We start from the raw sequence: 17,335 nt of genomic DNA on the forward strand, positions 1-17,335 counted from the left end.
TTTTCTTCACTCCCAGTGTCGGTTCGAGGAACCCAGGTCAGGCGGGGACATCCCCGAGAATGGCCACGCGCTCCATCACCCGACGGTGCGGGAAGTAGTCGCTGGCGGCGTAGTGCTGCGTTGCGCGGTTGTCCCAGAAGGCGATCGAGTTGGGCTGCCACTTGAATCGGCACTGGAAGTCGGGAACCTTGGCCTGATCGAACAGGTGCCGCAGCAGTGGTTCTCCCTCCGCCGGGTCCATGTCCGGGATGTGCGTCGTGAACAAACTGTTGACGAACAGGGTCTTACGACCGGTTTCGGGATGAATCCGGACGATCGGGTGCTCGACCGGCGGATACGCCTCCTTCATCTGCGCGAGCTTCTCGGGTCCCATCGATCGACCGAAGGACGGCACGAAGTCGTGGATCGCCAACCTGCCCTCGATCTTCGCCTTGACCTCGTCGGACAGGCAGTCGTACGCATTGCCCATGTCGGCCCACAGCGTGTCGCCACCGGCCCCCGGCACCTCGAGAGCCCGCAGAACCGACCCGAGCGGCGGGCGCTTCTGCCACGTCACGTCCACGTGCCAGATGTTCTCGGTGCCGGGGTTGTCCTCGCCGCGCTCGAAGTGGACCACTTCGGGGACCTCACCCTGCGGCAGCAGCGGGTGGATCTCCAATTCTCCCCAATGTCTTGCGAAGTCACGGTGCTGCAGCCCGGAGATCCGCTGATCCCGGAAGAAGACCACCTTCCATTCGAGCAGCGCCCGACGCAACTCCTCGATCACCGCACTGCTCGGATCCCGCAGGTCGACGCCGTGGATCTCGGCGCCGATGAAGGGCGTGACCGGACGCACCTCGAACTGCGCGTACGGCTTCGACTCGAAACCGTCTGCATTGCGGCGCATTCCGCGCGGTCCGAACTCGATGGAGTGGCCGCCGATCTCCACTGTCCGCGACGTCGTCATGGCTGACAATTACTGCCTCCGATGCTGTGGGTCGCCGGCGACGCCGGCTCAATCCATGGGTGTACAAGGCGCTTCGAGAGCGCCGACCGACATGTCGATCAGATGCGCGACGATCTCGTCGAAACTCGAGTTGGCCACGGAACTTCTGTTCGCCCCGCGCTGCTCGAACATCGCGAGCGCTGATATCGCCATGTTCAGCATCAGCCCGGTCCGTGCTGCTGCGACCTTGCGGGGAAGGTGGGTGAGCGCAGCTTTCAGGCGAGTCGATACTTCCCGACTCGCCTCCGTGACCTGCGCCAGGTCCGGAGTCGAGAAGTCCAGTGATGGCGAGACCCGTGCAATGAACTGCGCGTAGTAGGACTCCGTGCCGGCCGATCGCAGATAGTCCGCGAGCGGTAACACGACGGCCTCGACGAGTGCACGGATGTCGTGCCCGCGGCCCTCCTGGTCCAGTCGCGCGAGGTATTCGGTGCGACTCTGGTTGACGATGTTCATCCGTCGCCGGAACACCTCGAGGATCAGCCCGTCCCGACCACCGAAGTGGTACTGGACGGCAGAGTTGTTCTTCTGCCCGGCAGCAGACGCGATATCCCGCATCGACACTCCGTCGATGCCGCGCTCGGCGAACATTCGTTCCGCCACTTCGATCATGACAGTTTTGGCATTGCCGGAGTTCGACACGATTCCACCCTAGTAAGTCAGTGCCTTAAACGTCAAGGCTCGCGTTCGTTCCGCGTGATACTAGAGCTTGCTCGCCGCAGGATCCCACAGCTTGCGCGCGGTCTCACCGATGCGGTTGAGCGAGAACACGGTCAGGAACAGGACCGCACCCGGGATGAGGACGATGTAGGGGTAGTCCTGGAAGTCCGCCTGTCCGGCCGCGATCATGTTGCCCCAGGTGGGTTCGGGTCGGGGGATGGACAGCCCGAGGTAGCTGAGCGAGGCCTCGGCGACGATCAGGACCGCGACGACCATGAAGCTGTAGGACAGCACGGGCAGCACCAGGTTCGGTGCGATCTCCTTGATCATGATCCGGCGCCCGCCGGCGCCGAGCGATCGTGCAGCGGTGACGAATTCCCGGTTCGCCAGGCGCAATGTGTTGGCGCGGACGAGCCGGATGTAGGTGGGCACGACCATGATGCCGAGAGCGATGGTCACGTTGCGGACGTTCGGCTCCAGGACCGCGACGAGCGCCATCAGCAGGATCAGCGGCGGAAACGCGAGCAGGGTGTCGCTCAGGATGGAGACGGCAGTGTCGGTCTTGCCGCGCAGATAGCCGGCGATCATCCCGATCGCGCCCCCGACGAGGACACCGCAGACCACGCCGCCGATGCCGACGACGAGGGACACCCGGGCGCCATAGACGATGCCGCCGAGGATGTCGAGACCTTGACTGTCCGTCCCGAGCGGATGGGCCGAGAACAGATTCGGTGGCTGCATCGACGGGGTGAGCAGCGTCTTGGACGGATCGCGGGACTCGCTGAGTGGCAGCCAGTCCGCGATGATCGCGCACAGTGCCAGCAGCCCGATCCAGATACCGGCCAGAACCGTGCCGATGTCGATACGGGACTTCGTGCGCCGACGCCGTCGCACGCGACGGGTGTCCGGAGCGGGCTGGGATGCCCGAGGGGCCGGCGGGGTGGTGACCGGTGCGGTCAGGGTGGTGTCAGGCACGGCGAATCCTTGGGTCGATGGCGGCGTATCCGAGGTCCACGAGGGCGTTGATCAGCACGTAGACGAGGGCGATGATCAGCACGCCGCCCTGAACGACGGGGAAGTTCTTGAGCTGCACGGCCTCGACGATCATCGTGCCCATGCCGGGCAGGTTGAACATGGTCTCGACGACGACGGTTCCACCGATCAACCGGCCGAGGCTCACCCCGGCGATCGTCATGAGCGAGACGGTCGACGGCCGCAGCGCCTCGCGGACGAGAATGTGTCCGGTGGGCATGCCCTTCGCCTTCGCCGAGAGCACGAAGTCCTCCTGCAGGGTGCCGATCATGTCGGCGCGCAGGACCCGGGTGAAGATCGCGATCTCGCCGAGCGCGAGGGTCAGCGCGGGCAGGAACACCGTGCGCAGGTTCTCCCCCAGCCCGGCCGGGTCGGTCAGTCGGGAGAATCCCTGACGCGGGAAGTCCGGCAGGAACAGTCCGATCACGCACAGCACGACCGCGACGGCCATGCCCGCGAGCAGGGCCCGACCCCAGGCCGCGCCGACCCGGCCCCCGGTGAGGTTGCTGCGCATCGGCCCCAGCGCCACCCAGATTCCCGCGACGATACCGACGCCGACGATGAGCTGTTGCGCCAGTGAATGATTGAACACGAGCAGGTAGATCAGCAGCAGACCCGCGAGGAAGCTCGGGATCGAGATCAGCGCGAACGACGCCGCCGACGAGAAGCGATCGAAGGCCCGACCGGCCCGATACGCCGACCACACACCGACGGGGATCGCGATCGCCAGCGACAGCACGATCGCCACGAGCGCCAGCTCGAGCGTCACCGGCAGCCGGGACGCGATGATGTCGGTGACCTCCTGGCGCGGTGGCAGCAGCGATGTTCCGAGGTCACCCTGGAGGGCGGCTCCGGCCCAACTGAAGAACCGGTCCATCAGTGGGCGATCCAAACCGAGTTCGAGCCGAACCGCCGCGTACTGCTCGGCGGTGCCGTTGTCACCGACCACCGCCGCGGCCGGATCACCGGGCGTCAGTTCGAGCATAAGGAAGGTCAGGGTGCACACAAGTGCCACCACGACCAGGACATGGGCGATTTTGCCCAGGGCAAAACGAAGCAAGGGTGAAACCCCTTTCGACTGAGATCGACGCAGTCAGCGGATCAATGCAGTGCATTAAACCGATCAAGCACTTGCTTGACAACCCCTCGATTCCTGGGTGAGACTCCTCACAGCCGCCGAGTTAAGAATGTTTCTTACATTGCCCGTTGGCGCGCTGACCAAGGCCAGTCCCACTGAGCGAAACCGTCAGCCGTCGCACGTCTGGAGAGTCGATGCCCCAACCAGCTCCACCGCTGCTCACCGTGCAGAAACTACGCACCACGATCACCACCCCCGCCGGGCCGCTCGTGGCCGTCGCCGACGTCGACCTGACCCTGGACCGGGGCGAGTCGCTCGGCATCGTCGGCGAGTCGGGTTCCGGAAAGTCGATGTTGGTGCGATCGATCATGGGGATCGCGCCGTCGGCGGCGAAGGTGGACGCGACCAGCCGGATCGAGTTCGGAGGACGGGACGTCACCACGCTCGACCCGAAGGAGGCCCGGAAGTTCTGGGGCACCGAGATCGCGATGATCTTCCAGGATCCGCTGACCTCGCTGAATCCGGTCCGGACGATCAGCCGGCAGATCACCGATCCGCTCCGGTACCACCTCGGGATGGGCAAGAAGGAAGCGCGAGCGCGGGCGCTCGAACTCCTCGATCGAGTCCGGATCCCTTCGGCGGCAGCACGTCTGGACGAGTACCCGCACCAGTTGTCGGGCGGTATGCGCCAGCGCATCGGCATCGCGATCGCGCTGTCCTGCAAGCCGAAGCTGCTGATCGCCGACGAACCCACCACCGCGCTGGACGTCACGGTGCAGTACGAGATCCTCGAGCTGCTGCGGGCCATCCAGGCCGAGCAGCAGATGGCGATGATCCTCGTCAGCCACGATCTCGGGGTCGTCTCGCGCTACACGGACCGGATCGGGGTGATGTACGCCGGTCGCCTGCTCGAGACGTCCGCCACCGGGAGTCTGCGCGATCAGGCGCGCCACCCGTACACCGAAGCGCTGCTGCGCTCGATTCCCCGCACGGATCTGCCGCCACACACGCGGTTGCAGGCGATCGACGGGCGGCCGCCGGATCTGCTGCACCTCGATCCTGGGTGCCGCTTCGCGCCGCGGTGCCACTACACCCAGGACCGTTGCCGAACGGTCGAGCCGCTACTGGGCGACGATCCCGACCGGGATCATCCCGCCGCGTGCCACTTCCCCATCGGCACAACCGCTCCCGCACTGATCGGAGAACACTGATGGCCGGCTCGGGCACCGCGCACCTGCGCGAGGACGCGATGTTCGCCGCCCGCGACGTCGTGGTCGAGTACACCACCTCCAAGGGCACCGTGCGCGCGGTCTCGGGTATCAGCCTCGACATCGAACGCGGTGAGACCCTCGGCCTCGTGGGTGAATCCGGTTGCGGCAAATCGAGTCTCGGACGCGGCATCCTGCAGTTGCCGCCACCGAGCGCGGGATCGGTCGTGGTGGGGGGTACCGATCTGTGCGCGCTCACCGGCAACGCTCTCAAGGCTAGGCGCCGGCACGTGCAGATGGTGTTTCAGGACCCCATCTCCTCACTCAACCCGCGACGCAGGGTCGGCGACATCGTCGCCGAGGCCCTGCACGTCCAGCGCCCCGAGATGTCCGCCGACGACGTGCGCGCCAAGGTCGACGAGGTGCTCGAGGCGGTCGGACTCGACCCGGCACGCGCCCGCTCGCGCCGACCGCGGGAGTTCTCCGGCGGTCAGTGCCAGCGCATCGCGATCGCCCGCGCGCTGATTCTCGAGCCCGAACTGCTGGTGTGCGACGAACCGGTCTCCGCGCTCGATGTCTCGGTCCAGGCCCAGATCCTGAACCTGCTCGAGGACATGAAGGACCGCTACGGCCTGACCATGCTGTTCATCTCCCACGACCTGGCGGTGGTCCGCAACATCAGCGACCGGGTCGCGGTGATGTACCTGGGCAAGATGTGCGAGATCGCGCCCACCGAAACGTTGTACGCGCAGCCGGCCCACCCCTACACACAGCTGCTGCTGTCCTCGATCCCCACCCTCGACGACGACGCACCGACCCCGGTCCGCAAGGTGGACGCCGAACTCCCGTCACCGCTCAACCCACCGTCGGGCTGCCGATTCCGCACCCGCTGCCCGCTCGCCACCGAGAAATGCGCCGAGGCCGAACCGGAGCTGCGCGAAGTGCAACCCGGCCAGTACGTCGCATGCCACCATCCACTGCTGGAGAACCGATGAGAACGATCGTCAAGACCACCTCCCTCGCCGTCGCCGCGGCGCTCGCACTCGCGGGCTGCGGATCGGGTTCGGCCACTTCGAACACCACGTCCGGCAACGGAACCGGCGACACAGTGACCCCGGTCGACGACGGTCAGCGCTGTACCGCCGAACGTGTCGGCGGCACCATCACGATGGGCGAGTACTCCATGCTCCCCACGTTCGCACCGGGTCAGGGCGGCTTCGGCGTCCGCGGTGGTGCCCAGTCGGCGGCAGTCTTCGACCGCCTCATGCGGTGGGATCCGGCGACCAACGAGTACACACCGAAGATGGCCGAAGCGCTGACCGCCGACGACGACACCCACACCGCATGGACCCTGAAGCTGCGCCCGAACGTCAAGTTCTCCAACGGCGATCCGGTCACCGCCGACGCCGTGAAGTTCACGATCGGCCTGCACCAGGACCCGCAGATCCGCTCGACTGCACTGTCGGACGTCAAGTCGATCACGAACGTCGAGGTCCTCGACCCCACCACAGTGAGGTTCACCCTCGACTCCCCGTGGGCCACGTTCCCCTACCTGCTGGCCGGACCCGCCGGTGAGGTCGTCAATCCCGCCGTCTACCAGACGATGCCGGCCGATCAGTACGCCCTCGACCCCGCCGGCGCCGGCGCCGGCGCGTACACCGTCAAGCGCAACGCCCCCGGTGAGGAAGTCGTCCTCGAACCCAACCCGAACTACTACGGCGGTCCAGTCTGCGCGAACCTCCGTTTCGTACTCGTCCCCGGCGCTCAGGCCACCTACGACGCCTTCACCACCGGAGAACTCCAGGTCGGAATCCTGCGCGAGGCACCGGTGATCGCCCAGGCCAAGAGGAACGGCACCTTGGGATTCTCCGATATGTCGAACTCCGGCAAGATCCTCACGATCAACAACGGCAACGGCGGCTACACCGGCATCACGACCGACGTGCGCATTCGCCACGCAATTGCGTCCGCGCTCGATCCCGAGCTGATCGACCAGCGCCTCAACGGCGGCACCGGACAGCCCACGTCGGCGCTGGTCGGCGAGACGTCGTTGCTGTCGACCGGCGCCCAGGGCACGCAGTACGACCCGGAGAAGGCCAAGGCCCTCGTCGCCGAAGTCAAGGCCGAGAAGGGGTGGAACGGCGGCATCAACCTGCTGATGCCGTCGACCCCCGTGGGCACCGAGCAGGGCATCGTGACGAAGGCCCTCCTCGACGCCGTCGGCTTCGACACCAAGATCACCAATGTTCCCGTCGCGCAGGTCACCGCACAGGGGTTCAAGGGCAACTACGAGATCGCGACGGGCGGTATGAGCCTGCGGGATTCGCAGCCGGCGTCGGCGCTGCAGAGCTTCCTGGGCAGCACCGGATCCACCAACATGCCGGGCGCCCGCATCCCCGAACTGGACGCTGCCATCGCGGAGCTGAGAGCCGCCGCCGGAATCGACGAGCAGAAGGCGATCATGGCGAGGATCCAGACGATCGTAAACGAGCACCAGCCGGTCGTCAGTTACGGCGCGGTCGAGGAGTTCGTCGCGATGAGCCCGAACGTCAAGGGTGTCGTCCCGACCCTCACCTCGACGATGCTCTTCGATGGAGCATTCGTCGAGAAGTAATACCGCACAGATGATTCCACTACCGGAGGGCGGGCATACACACCGCGTAGCGCCCGCCCTCCCACACCCCGAGGAGTGAAGTCGATGCCCGCGAGTGTTCCCGAGTTCGAAGGCCGAATCGAAACCACCATCTCCAACTCCGAGCCGTGGTGGCCGCCGCGACCGCAGCCACCGGCCGGCGCACCCAACATCGTCGTGATGATCGTCGACGACATGGGCTTCTCCGACATCTCCCCGTTCGGTTCCGAGATCCCCACCCCGCACCTCGATGCCGTCGCGTCCGAGGGCGTGCGCATGGCGAACTTCCATGTGACACCCACCTGTTCGCCTACTCGGGCGGCCCTGATGACCGGCTGCAACGCTCATGCAGTCGGGATCGGCGCCGTCGCCAACATCGATCCCGGGTTCCCCGGATACGCCGCCGAACTACCGCCCGACCAGCCGACCCTTGCCGAGACGGTGCGGGAGCAGGGCTACAGCACACTGATGATCGGCAAGTGGCACCTCTGCAAGGAGAGCGATCTCGGTCCCGGCGGCGATCGGCACTCCTGGCCTCTGCAGCGAGGATTCGACCAGTTCTACGGATTCCTCGAGGCCCAGACCAACTTCTTCCATCCGCACCAGCTGTACGAGGGCAACAACCCGCTGCACGTCGACCAGTACCCCGAGGGCTATTACCTGACGGACGATCTCACCGACCGCGCCGTCCGGATGATCTGCGACACCGTCACGGACGAGCCCGAGAAGCCGTTCATGATGTACTTCGCGCACGCGGCGGTCCACACTCCGCTGCATGCCAAGCCGTCGGAGATCGAGGTCTTCCGGGGCGCGTACGCCGAGGGCTGGGACCGCATCCGCGAGCAGCGCTTCGCCCGCCAGAAGGAACTGGGCCTGGTCCCGGCCGACGCGACCATGGCTCCCCGGTCCGACGAGACCGGACCCGACGTCCCGGCATGGGACGACCTCGACGACGACGGAAGGCTCCTCGCCGCGCGGTACATGGAGGTGTACGCGGCGATGGTGACGAGCATCGACGCGAGCGTCGGACGCATCCGCGACGTGCTGGACCGGCTCGGGATCCTCGACAACACGATCTTCGTGTTCCTGTCCGACAACGGCGCGGCCGGCGACGGTGGCACCGACATCGGCGTGATCAACCATCTCGGCAACCTCGACCGCTCGGGCAAGAAGACGGTGGCCGAACGGATCCCGGAGGAGATCCTGCGGATCGACGAGATCGGCGGACCGTACTCGTGGCCTGCCAACCCCGTCGGCTGGGCCACGACGTCCAACACCCCCTTTCGCCGGCACAAGTTCAGCAGCTTCCGGGGCGGTCACCAGGTTCCGTTCCTGATCTCGTGGCCGAAGGGGCTGTCCGAGGTCGGCGGCGAGATCCGTACCCAGTACGCCCACGTCACCGACATCCTGCCGACCGTGCTGGATCTCGCGGGTGTGCCGGTCGCCTCCGAACGGAACGGGCTCGCGGCCCGCCCGCTGGACGGAACGAGCTTCGCTGCGACGCTGCGAGATCGGGCGAGCGCTACGGCTCACACCGAGCAGTACTACGAGTGCTTCGGCGAACGCGCCTACTACCGGGACGGGTGGGAGGTCGTCGCGATCCGCAAGCCGCTGACACCGTTCGACCAGGACCGCTGGGAGCTCTACGATCTCGCGTCCGACCCGACACAGTGCCACGACCTGGCCGACGATCATCCCGACCGCGTTGCCGAACTGGTGAAGTCGTGGCAGGCCGCGGCCGGGGACAACCAGGTGTTCCCGATGGCGGACGGCACTCCCCTGCACTGGTTCCAGCGACCGCCCAGCGACGACAGGTTCACCCGGCCCCAGGTGATCCTGCCGGAGACCTCGACACTCGAACGGTTCCGCTCGAGCCAGCTGATCGACGGTCGCTCGTTCGACATCGTCGTCGAGATCGACGACTTCACCCGCGCCGACAGCGGTGTCCTCGTCTCGCACGGCGGCCAGGAGGGCGGATACATCCTCTACATCGACGGCGGCCGACTCCGTTTCGTGGAGAACGCCTTCGGTCGGATGATCGAGGCCCCGACGGTCGAACTTCCCGAACACTGCCGGGAGATCACGGTGTCGGTCACGGCCCCGGGTAAGGCGCGCTGGCTCGTGGACATCGCGATCGACGGCCGACCCATGATGCGGGGTTCGGAATTCGTCCAGCTGTCCTGGTTGGTGCCGTACAACGGCATCAACGTCGGCATCGACCGGCGTTCCCCGGTGTCGAGGGAACTGGCGCTCGAGTACGGGACGTTCCCGTACACCGGCCGTATCGACCGGGTGACCTACGTTCCGGGCGTGCTCGCGCCGGACGCGTTCCCCATGATGATCGACCATTTCCGCGAACTCGGCCGAGCCACCCAGTAGCGCACGTACGCACCGCACTTCCCGCTTCAGAGGGGCACCATGAATCGCCATTCGATCCCGATCGTCCACAACGAACCTCCGGTTCCCACTGCGGTGGACTACCGCAACCAGCAGGAACCGTTCACCCGGCCGCAGCCGGTCCGGCCACCGGCCGGTGCACCCAACGTCCTGCTGATCATGCTCGACGACGTCGGCTACGGCACCGCTTCGACGTTCGGTGGTCCGTGCCGCACACCCACTGCCGACCGGCTGGCCGCGGACGGTGTGAAGTACACGCGGTTCCACACCACCGCGCTGTGCTCGCCGACTCGCGCGGCGACACTGACCGGGCGCAACCACCACAGCGTGGGCTTCGGTGTGATCGCCGAGCAGGCCACGGCGGCACCGGGATACAACGGCACCCGTCCGGCCTCGGCCGCGACGGTGGCCCGGGTCCTGCAGGGCAACGGGTACGCGACGGGCGCCTTCGGCAAGATGCACCAGACGCCGACGTGGGAGATCAGCGAGGCCGGGCCGTTCGACCGATGGCCCACCCGTGAGGGTTTCGATCGCTTCTACGGTTTCCTCGGCGCCGAATCCGACCAGTTCGCTCCGGTCCTGTACCGCGACTTCACCGTCGTCGATCCGCCGTGCTCGCCCGAAGAGGGCTACCACATGTCGGAGGACCTGGTGGACCGCGCGATGGAGTGGATCGCGTCGGTCGAGACGATGGACCCGGACAAGCCGTGGTTCTGCTACCTGCCGTTCGGCGCGTGCCACGCTCCGCTGCAGGTGCCGGACAGCTACCTCGACAAGTACCGGGGCGAGTTCGACCACGGCTGGGACCGTCAGCGGGAGATCACCCTCGAACGGCAGAAGCAGCTCGGGGTGGTCGCGCCGGACACCGAACTCGCGCCGTGGGCACCGGGCCTGCCGCACTGGGACGACCTGGACGACGACCAGAAGAAGGTCTCCGCCCGGCTGATGGAGCTGTACGCGGCGTTCCTCGAGCACACCGATGACCAGGTCGGCAGGCTCGTCGACCACCTGCAGCAGTCGGGCGCGCTCGACAACACCCTGGTGCTGTACATGTTGGGCGACAACGGCGCGTCCGCCGAGGGCGGCATGGAGGGCTCGTTCAACTACCTCGCCGGCCTCAACGGCTACAAGCAGACCACCGCCGAGGTGCTCGAGCGGATCGACGAACTGGGTACCCCGACGAGCTACCCGCACTATCCGGCGTCGTGGGCGATGGCCCTCGACACCCCGTACCAGTGGACCAAGCAGGCCGCGTCCCACTACGGCGGCACCCGCAACGGACTGATCGCGCACTGGCCCGCGGGGATCACCGAGTCCGGTATCCGCGACCAGTGGCATCACTGCGTGGACATCACCCCGACGATCCTCGAGGCGGTGGGCGTGCCGGCGCCGGACACCGTCGACGGCGTCCCGCAGAAGCCGATGGAGGGTGTCGCGATGAACTACACGTTCGCCGACGCCGACGCCGAAGACCGGCACACCACGCAGTACTTCGAGATCTACGGCAACCGCGGCATCTACGACCACGGGTGGACGGCGGTGACGCTGCACCGGGCGCCGTGGCTGATGGCGACGTACGGACTGCAGCTTCCCGCGTTCGACGAGGATCGGTGGGAGCTGTACGACACCACCGTCGACTGGTCGCAGGCCCGCGACCTGGCCGCCGAGCACCCCGAGAAGCTCGAGGAACTCAAGCAGAAGTTCCTCGTCGAGGCGGCGCGCTACCAGGTGCTGCCCCTCGACGACCGCACCGTGACGAGGAACGCGGCGCCGAAGGACCGTCCGCCGCACCCGCTGCGCGGCCGGACGAGCATCACGCTCTACCCGCACATGAACGGCCTGCCCGAGAAGGCGGCGCCGCCGTTCTTCAACCGCTCGTACACGATCACGGCCACGCTCGAGACCGGTGGAGGCCCGTCCGAGGGCATCCTGGCGAGCGTGGGCGGCCGGTTCGGCGGCCTCGCGCTGTATGTTCTCGATTCGAAGCCCGTGTTCTGCTACAACTTCAGCGGCGGCGGTCTGACGTTCGTGCGCAGCGAGGTGCCCCTGACCGCCGAGAGCCGGGAGGTGTCGATCACGTTCACGTACGACGGCGGCGGCATCGGCAAGGGTGGAACAGCGACGCTCTCCGTCGACGGTGTCGTCGTCGGCGAGGGTCGGATCGAGCAGACCACCCGCGCCATGTTCAGCATGAACGAGCAGTTCGACATCGGCGTGAATCGCGGTAGCGAGGTGTGCGACGAGTTCGCCGGCCGCTTCGCCTTCACCGGCAAACTGCATCACGTCCGCGTCGACCTGCCGGACGACGGTCGGCCCGAGACGGCCGCGGAGCAGCGGCGGATCGCACTCGCGACCCACTGATCGAACGAGAAGCGGGGTGGTGCATCGAATTCCGATGCACCACCCCGCTTTCGCGTGTGGAATGTCAGACCGTGAGCACGAGTCCCGACGTGGGAACGCCGGTGCCGGCGGTGACGAGCACGTTCTCGACGTCCGGCACCTGGTTCACCGAGGTGCCGCGGATCTGGCGGACACCCTCGGCGATGCCGTTCATGCCGTGGATGTATGCCTCACCCAGCTGCCCGCCGTGGGTGTTGATCGGCAGCCGTCCGCCCAGTTCGATGGCTCCGTCGGCGATGAAGTCACGGGCCTCGCCGCGACCGCAGAAGCCGAGTTCCTCGAGCTGCATCAACACGTACGGGGTGAAGTGGTCGTACAGCACCGCGGTCTGCATGTCCGACGGCCGCAGCCCGGACTGCTCCCACAACTGGTCGGCGACGAGCCCCATCTCGGGCAGACCCGTCAGACCGTCGCGGTAGTAGCTGGTCATGATGTACTGATCCGGTCCGCTGCCCTGTGCGGCCGCCGCGACGATCGCCGGCTTGTTCGGCAGATCCTTCGCTCGCTCGGGCGACGTCACGACGATCGCGATACCGCCGTCGGTCTCCTGGCAACAGTCCAGCAGGTGCAGCGGCTCCGCGATGAACCGTGAGTTCTGATGGTCCTCGAGCGAGATCGGCTTGCCGTAGAAGAACGCGGCGGGGTTGACCGCCGCGTGCTTGCGATCCGCGACCGCGATACGGCCGAAATCTTCACTGGTGGCGCCGTACACGTGCATGTATCGCTGCGCGACCATCGCGACGAACGACGCCGGCGTCCCCAGCCCGTGCGGGTAGGAGAACGCGTTGTCGGTGCCCGACGAGTTGACCTGCTGCACCAGACCGGCGTTGACCTGACCGAAGCGCGCGCCCGAGCGCTCGTTGAACGCGCGGTACGCCACCACGACGTCGGCGACACCGGTGGCGACGGCCATGGCCGCCTGCTGGATGGTGGCGCACGCCGCGCCACCGCCGTAGTGGATGCGGCTGAAGAACTTCAGGTTCGGGATCCCCACCGAACGAGCCACGGCCGCTTCGGTGTTGGTGTCCATCGTGAAAGACGTCAGACCGTCCACGTCCGACGGCTTCAGACCCGCGTCGTCGAGCGCGGCCTGCACCGCCTCTGCCGCGAGCCGGAGCTCGCTACGGCCCGAGTCCTTCGAGAAGTCGGTGGCACCGATGCCGACGATCGCGGCCTTGCCGGACAGCCCGCTCATGCGTCGTCTCCGTTCATGACGAGAGTGACCGTGGAGGTGATGTGGTCGCCGAGGCTGTCCTTGCCGACCACCTTGACGGTGACCAGTCCGTCCTCCGCCGCAACGACCTCACCCGACAGGTTCAGCGTGTCGTACGCGTACCACGGCACGCCGAGTCGCAGCTTGATCGACGTGATCCGTGCCCGCGGGCCGGCCCAGTCGGTGACGAACCGCTGCACCAGGCCGGTGTCGGTGAGGATGTTGACGAAGATGTCCTTCGACCCGCGCTGCTGCGCCTTGTCCCGGTCGTGGTGCACGTCCTGGAAATCCCTGGTGGCCAACGCCGTCGAGACGATGAAGGTGGGATCGCCGTGGATCGAGAGGCCCGGCAGCGTGTCGCCGACGGAGATGTCGAGTGCGCTGGTCATCTACGACTCCTTCACCGGACGCCACGCGTACAGCGTCCAGGGTTCGTTACCGGTCTCGTCATCACCCGGGAAGTCCAGGAACTGGACCTGCACCGGCATGCCGACTGCGACCTCGGACGGGTCGACGTCGCGCAGCTCGCCGAGCATGCGGACGCCCTCCTCGAGTTCCACCAACGCCACCACGAACGGCAGCGAACGACCGGGCACCTTGGGCGCGTGGTGGACGACGAAGCTGAACACCGTTCCGCGACCCGACGCGACGACGTAATCGGTGATCTCCGACTTGTCCTTCCACAGCGCCGGCACCGGCGGGTGCTGCAGCGTCCCGTCCGGGCGCTGCTGGATCCGCAACTCGTGCGCGGACACGCCGTCCCAGAAGAACTGGGTGTCGCGCGACGGCGTGGGACGCAGCATTCTGGTCGGATCCAGATCCTCGGGGACCGAGCCGGTTTCGACGGCGGGCGCATCCTTCGCGGGCGGCATGAACTTCAGGATCCGGAACATCATCTCGGCGACGATCTCGTCCCCGACCTTCCAGAAGTTGCGCGTCGTGAAGAACCAGCCCTCGCCGAGTCCGGTCTTCTTGGGGCCCACGACCTCCTCGAGCGTCGACTCGATCGTGACCTCCTCGCCGGGACGGAGGTAGCGGTGGTAGATCTGATCGCAGTTGGTCGCGACCACCGACGTGTAGCCGGCGTCGTCGAGGATCTGCGTCATCCGGCCCAGCGGATCGTCCTCCTCGCGGACCGCACCGAGACCGCGCATGGTCCACACCTGCGCCATCGCGGGGGGTGCGACGATTCCGCCGTGACCCGCTGCGACAGCGGCACTCTCGTCGACATAGATCGGGTTCTCGTCGCCGATCGCCTCGAGCCAGTTGCGGATCATCGGCATGTTCACCGGATCGCGACCGGCACGGGCCTTGCTCGCGCCACCGGCCTTGACCTGCTCGGCACCCGCGAGGATCTCTGCAGTCGTGTCTTTTCCGGTCATCGCGGCACCCTCGGCAGTCCCAGACCGGCCACGGCGATGAGCTCGCGCATGACCTCGTTGACGCCGCCACCGAACGTGATGACGACGTTGCGCTTGACCTGGACGTCCAGCCATCGCATCAGCGCGGCGGTCTCGGGATCGCCGGGATCACCGTGTGCGCCCACGATCTCGTCCGCGATCCGACCCACCCGCTGAATACGTTCGGTGGCAAAGACCTTGGTGGCCGACGCGTCGGCTATGTCGACGTCACCGGTCGCGGCGGCGACCTGCCAGTTCAGCAGCTCGTTCAGGCGGTACGTCGCGTGGATCTCGCCGAGTCCGCGTCGGACGTCCGGAAGCGACAGCAGATCCCGCTTCGCGGCCCACTCGTACACCTTCTCGTACAGCCCGGCGACACGGCCGGCCGGCCCGAGCATGACGCGCTCGTGGTTGAGCTGGGTCGTGATGAGCTTCCAGCCCTTGTTCTCCTCGCCGACGAGCATGCTCGCCGGCACCCGCACGTCCGAGTAGTACGTGGCGTTCACGTGGTGCGCGCCGTCCGCTGTGATGATCGGCGTCCATGTGAAACCGGGGTCCTTGGTGTCCACGATGAGGATCGAGATGCCCCGGTGCCGCGACTCGGCATCGCCGGTGCGGACCGCGAGCCAGATGAAGTCGGCGTCGTGACCACCGGTGGTGAAGATCTTCTGTCCGTTGACGACATAGTCGTCGCCGTCGCGGACGGCGGTGGTGCGCAGGGCCGCCAGGTCGGTACCGGCGTCGGGCTCCGAGTAGCCGATCGCGAAGTGCACCTCGCCGGCCAGGATCGCCGGGAGGAACTTGCGCTTCTGCTCCTCGGTGCCGTACGTCATCAACGTCGGGCCGACGGTCTGCAGCGTCACCGACGGCAGCGGAACATCCGCTCGCACAGCCTCGTTGACGAAGATCTGCTGCTCGATCTCGCCGAAGCCACGGCCACCGAACTCCACCGGCCAGCCGACGCCCAGCCAGCCGTCCTTGCCCATGCGGCGGATCACGTCCCGGTACGTCGGGCCGTGGCGTTCGGTGAGCATGATCTCGGCCTCGGCCGGCGAGATCAGTCCGGAGAAGTAGCGGCGCAGTTCCGCCTGCAGCTCACGCTGTTCGGGTGTCAGATCGATGAACACCGGGCCCCCACGAGGTCGAGTCGGTACGAGGCTCCGCCGACGAGACGGGCCAGATCCTTGGCAATGGAGAAGTAGCGGTGCATGGGATAGGTGACGTCGACGCCGAGCCCACCGTGCAGGTGGTGCAACGTGCGCATCGCGGCGGGCACCTCGGCCGCGATCCAGTACGCCATCACGTCGAGATCGTCCTCGGCGTCCAGCCCTTCGGACACCCGCCACGTGGACGCCAGCGCCGAAACGTGCAGCGTGCGGGACGTGACGTACACGTCGGCGATCTGCTGGGCCACCGCCTGGAACGCCGCGAGCGGCTTGCCGAACTGCTCGCGGGTGGTCAGATGGTCGGCGGCCAGTCCGGTGGCACCGGCGAGAAGCCCGTCCGCGAACGCGCCGATACTCGCGAGCGCGATCCGGTTGAGGGTCGCGACACTGTCGAGCCCCTCCCCCAGGACGTCGGCGGAGGGCACCCGCACCGCGTCGAGCCTGATCGAGAACTCCGGTCCACCAGCGGAAGTCGCACTCTTGGTGAGCGTGACGCCGGGGGCATCCGGCGCCACCACGACGACACCGGCATCGGTGGGCACCAGGATCCGGTACGCGATGTCCGCGAACGGCACCGCGACCTTGTGTCCGCTCACGACGACGTGGTCGCCGTCCACGACGGCGGTGGTCGCCGGCTTCGCAGGGAACGCCGAACCCTGCTCCGCGACGGCCGCGGTGAGGATCCGTCCGCCCGCGACGCCGTCGAGCAGGGCGCCCTGCTGCGCGGTGGTCCCCAACGCGAGAACCGGGAGGACGCCGAAGCCCAACGTGGCGAGCGCCGGTACCGGCGCCGCACCACGGCCGATCTCGGTGAGCATGGTCGCCACCTCGGCGACGCCCAGTCCGTCACCGCCGAGCCGCTCGGGCACCGCGAGCGAGAGCAGGTCCGCCTTCGCGAGCGCCTGCCACAACTCGGCGTTGAAGCCACCGGTGTCGGCCGGGTCGGAGTGCTCGCGCGCCAACAGGCCCACGACTATCTCCGCCACCGTTTCCTGAGTCTGATCCTGAGTGAAGTCCACGCTGCCAATCCCGCCTGTGATTTAGAACGTGTTCCTGTTCTATCACCTGCAGGTGAATGACGAAAGGCCCGGGGGGGGGGGGGGGGGGGGGGGGGGGGGGGGGGGGGGGGGGGGGGGGGGGGGGGGGGGGGGGGGGGGGGGGGGG

At 67.2% G+C, this 17,335-nt stretch carries 14 protein-coding genes; 5 read left to right on the forward strand and 9 right to left on the reverse strand.

Translation table 11 applies throughout. The features are described 5' to 3' along the window. Positions 1-37: 37 nt before the first annotated feature. Genes AC1RIF_RS21140 through AC1RIF_RS21155 form a run of 4 tightly spaced genes read right to left on the reverse strand, consistent with a single transcriptional unit; the run spans position 38 to position 3,737 of the window. A complete protein-coding gene (locus AC1RIF_RS21140) occupies positions 38-946 on the reverse strand; it encodes a TauD/TfdA dioxygenase family protein (protein WP_492603349.1) in 909 nt (302 codons plus the stop codon). Positions 947-994: 48 nt separating this feature from the next. Then, entirely contained in the window at positions 995-1,627 is a 633-nt protein-coding gene (locus AC1RIF_RS21145; RefSeq protein ID WP_492603326.1) for a TetR/AcrR family transcriptional regulator, read from the reverse strand. Positions 1,628-1,687: 60 nt separating this feature from the next. After that, complete coding sequence (locus AC1RIF_RS21150; protein ID WP_492603327.1) at positions 1,688-2,620, reverse strand: ABC transporter permease; 933 nt, start codon at positions 2,618-2,620, stop codon at positions 1,688-1,690. After that, a complete protein-coding gene (locus tag AC1RIF_RS21155; RefSeq protein WP_492603328.1) occupies positions 2,613-3,737 on the reverse strand; it encodes an ABC transporter permease in 1,125 nt (374 codons plus the stop codon). The genes AC1RIF_RS21150 and AC1RIF_RS21155 overlap by 8 nt, the downstream gene beginning before the upstream one ends. A gap of 212 nt (positions 3,738-3,949) precedes the next feature. Here AC1RIF_RS21155 and AC1RIF_RS21160 point away from each other — a divergent pair, with 212 nt between their 5' ends. From AC1RIF_RS21160 to AC1RIF_RS21180, 5 genes are all read left to right on the forward strand, one after another. Then, positions 3,950-4,966: an ABC transporter ATP-binding protein gene (locus AC1RIF_RS21160; protein ID WP_492603329.1), complete on the forward strand. Its 1,017-nt coding sequence runs from the start codon at positions 3,950-3,952 to the stop codon at positions 4,964-4,966. Next, a complete protein-coding gene (locus AC1RIF_RS21165) occupies positions 4,966-5,958 on the forward strand; it encodes an ABC transporter ATP-binding protein (protein ID WP_492603330.1) in 993 nt (330 codons plus the stop codon). The genes AC1RIF_RS21160 and AC1RIF_RS21165 overlap by 1 nt, the downstream gene beginning before the upstream one ends. Then, positions 5,955-7,577 (forward strand): ABC transporter substrate-binding protein, encoded by a 1,623-nt coding sequence (locus tag AC1RIF_RS21170; RefSeq protein WP_492603331.1) that lies wholly within the window; start codon positions 5,955-5,957, stop codon positions 7,575-7,577. The genes AC1RIF_RS21165 and AC1RIF_RS21170 overlap by 4 nt, the downstream gene beginning before the upstream one ends. Positions 7,578-7,661: 84 nt before the next feature. Next, positions 7,662-9,974: an arylsulfatase gene (locus tag AC1RIF_RS21175; protein ID WP_492603332.1), complete on the forward strand. Its 2,313-nt coding sequence runs from the start codon at positions 7,662-7,664 to the stop codon at positions 9,972-9,974. Positions 9,975-10,013: 39 nt separating this feature from the next. Then, positions 10,014-12,353 carry an arylsulfatase gene (locus AC1RIF_RS21180; protein ID WP_492603333.1) on the forward strand — a complete coding sequence of 780 codons (2,340 nt, stop codon included), beginning with the start codon at positions 10,014-10,016 and terminating at the stop codon, positions 12,351-12,353. 64 nt (positions 12,354-12,417) lie between these two features. Here AC1RIF_RS21180 and AC1RIF_RS21185 read toward each other — a convergent pair whose 3' ends face one another. The 5 genes from AC1RIF_RS21185 to AC1RIF_RS21205 are packed head-to-tail and all read right to left on the reverse strand — an operon-like array spanning position 12,418 to position 17,190. Further along, positions 12,418-13,587, reverse strand: coding sequence for a lipid-transfer protein (locus AC1RIF_RS21185; RefSeq protein WP_492603334.1), 1,170 nt, complete (start codon positions 13,585-13,587; stop codon positions 12,418-12,420). Then, positions 13,584-13,994 carry a MaoC family dehydratase gene (locus AC1RIF_RS21190; RefSeq protein ID WP_492603335.1) on the reverse strand — a complete coding sequence of 137 codons (411 nt, stop codon included), beginning with the start codon at positions 13,992-13,994 and terminating at the stop codon, positions 13,584-13,586. The genes AC1RIF_RS21185 and AC1RIF_RS21190 overlap by 4 nt, the downstream gene beginning before the upstream one ends. Continuing rightward, positions 13,995-14,987, reverse strand: a complete 993-nt coding sequence (locus AC1RIF_RS21195; RefSeq protein ID WP_492603336.1) for a bifunctional MaoC family dehydratase N-terminal/OB-fold nucleic acid binding domain-containing protein — start codon at positions 14,985-14,987, stop codon at positions 13,995-13,997. Beyond that, positions 14,984-16,132: an acyl-CoA dehydrogenase family protein gene (locus AC1RIF_RS21200; protein WP_492603337.1), complete on the reverse strand. Its 1,149-nt coding sequence runs from the start codon at positions 16,130-16,132 to the stop codon at positions 14,984-14,986. The genes AC1RIF_RS21195 and AC1RIF_RS21200 overlap by 4 nt, the downstream gene beginning before the upstream one ends. Continuing rightward, positions 16,117-17,190 (reverse strand): acyl-CoA dehydrogenase family protein, encoded by a 1,074-nt coding sequence (locus AC1RIF_RS21205; RefSeq protein ID WP_492603338.1) that lies wholly within the window; start codon positions 17,188-17,190, stop codon positions 16,117-16,119. The genes AC1RIF_RS21200 and AC1RIF_RS21205 overlap by 16 nt, the downstream gene beginning before the upstream one ends. Between the last annotated feature and the right edge of the window lie 145 nt (positions 17,191-17,335).

The organism is Prescottella sp. GW823-FHT02E09, from assembly GCF_058797375.1.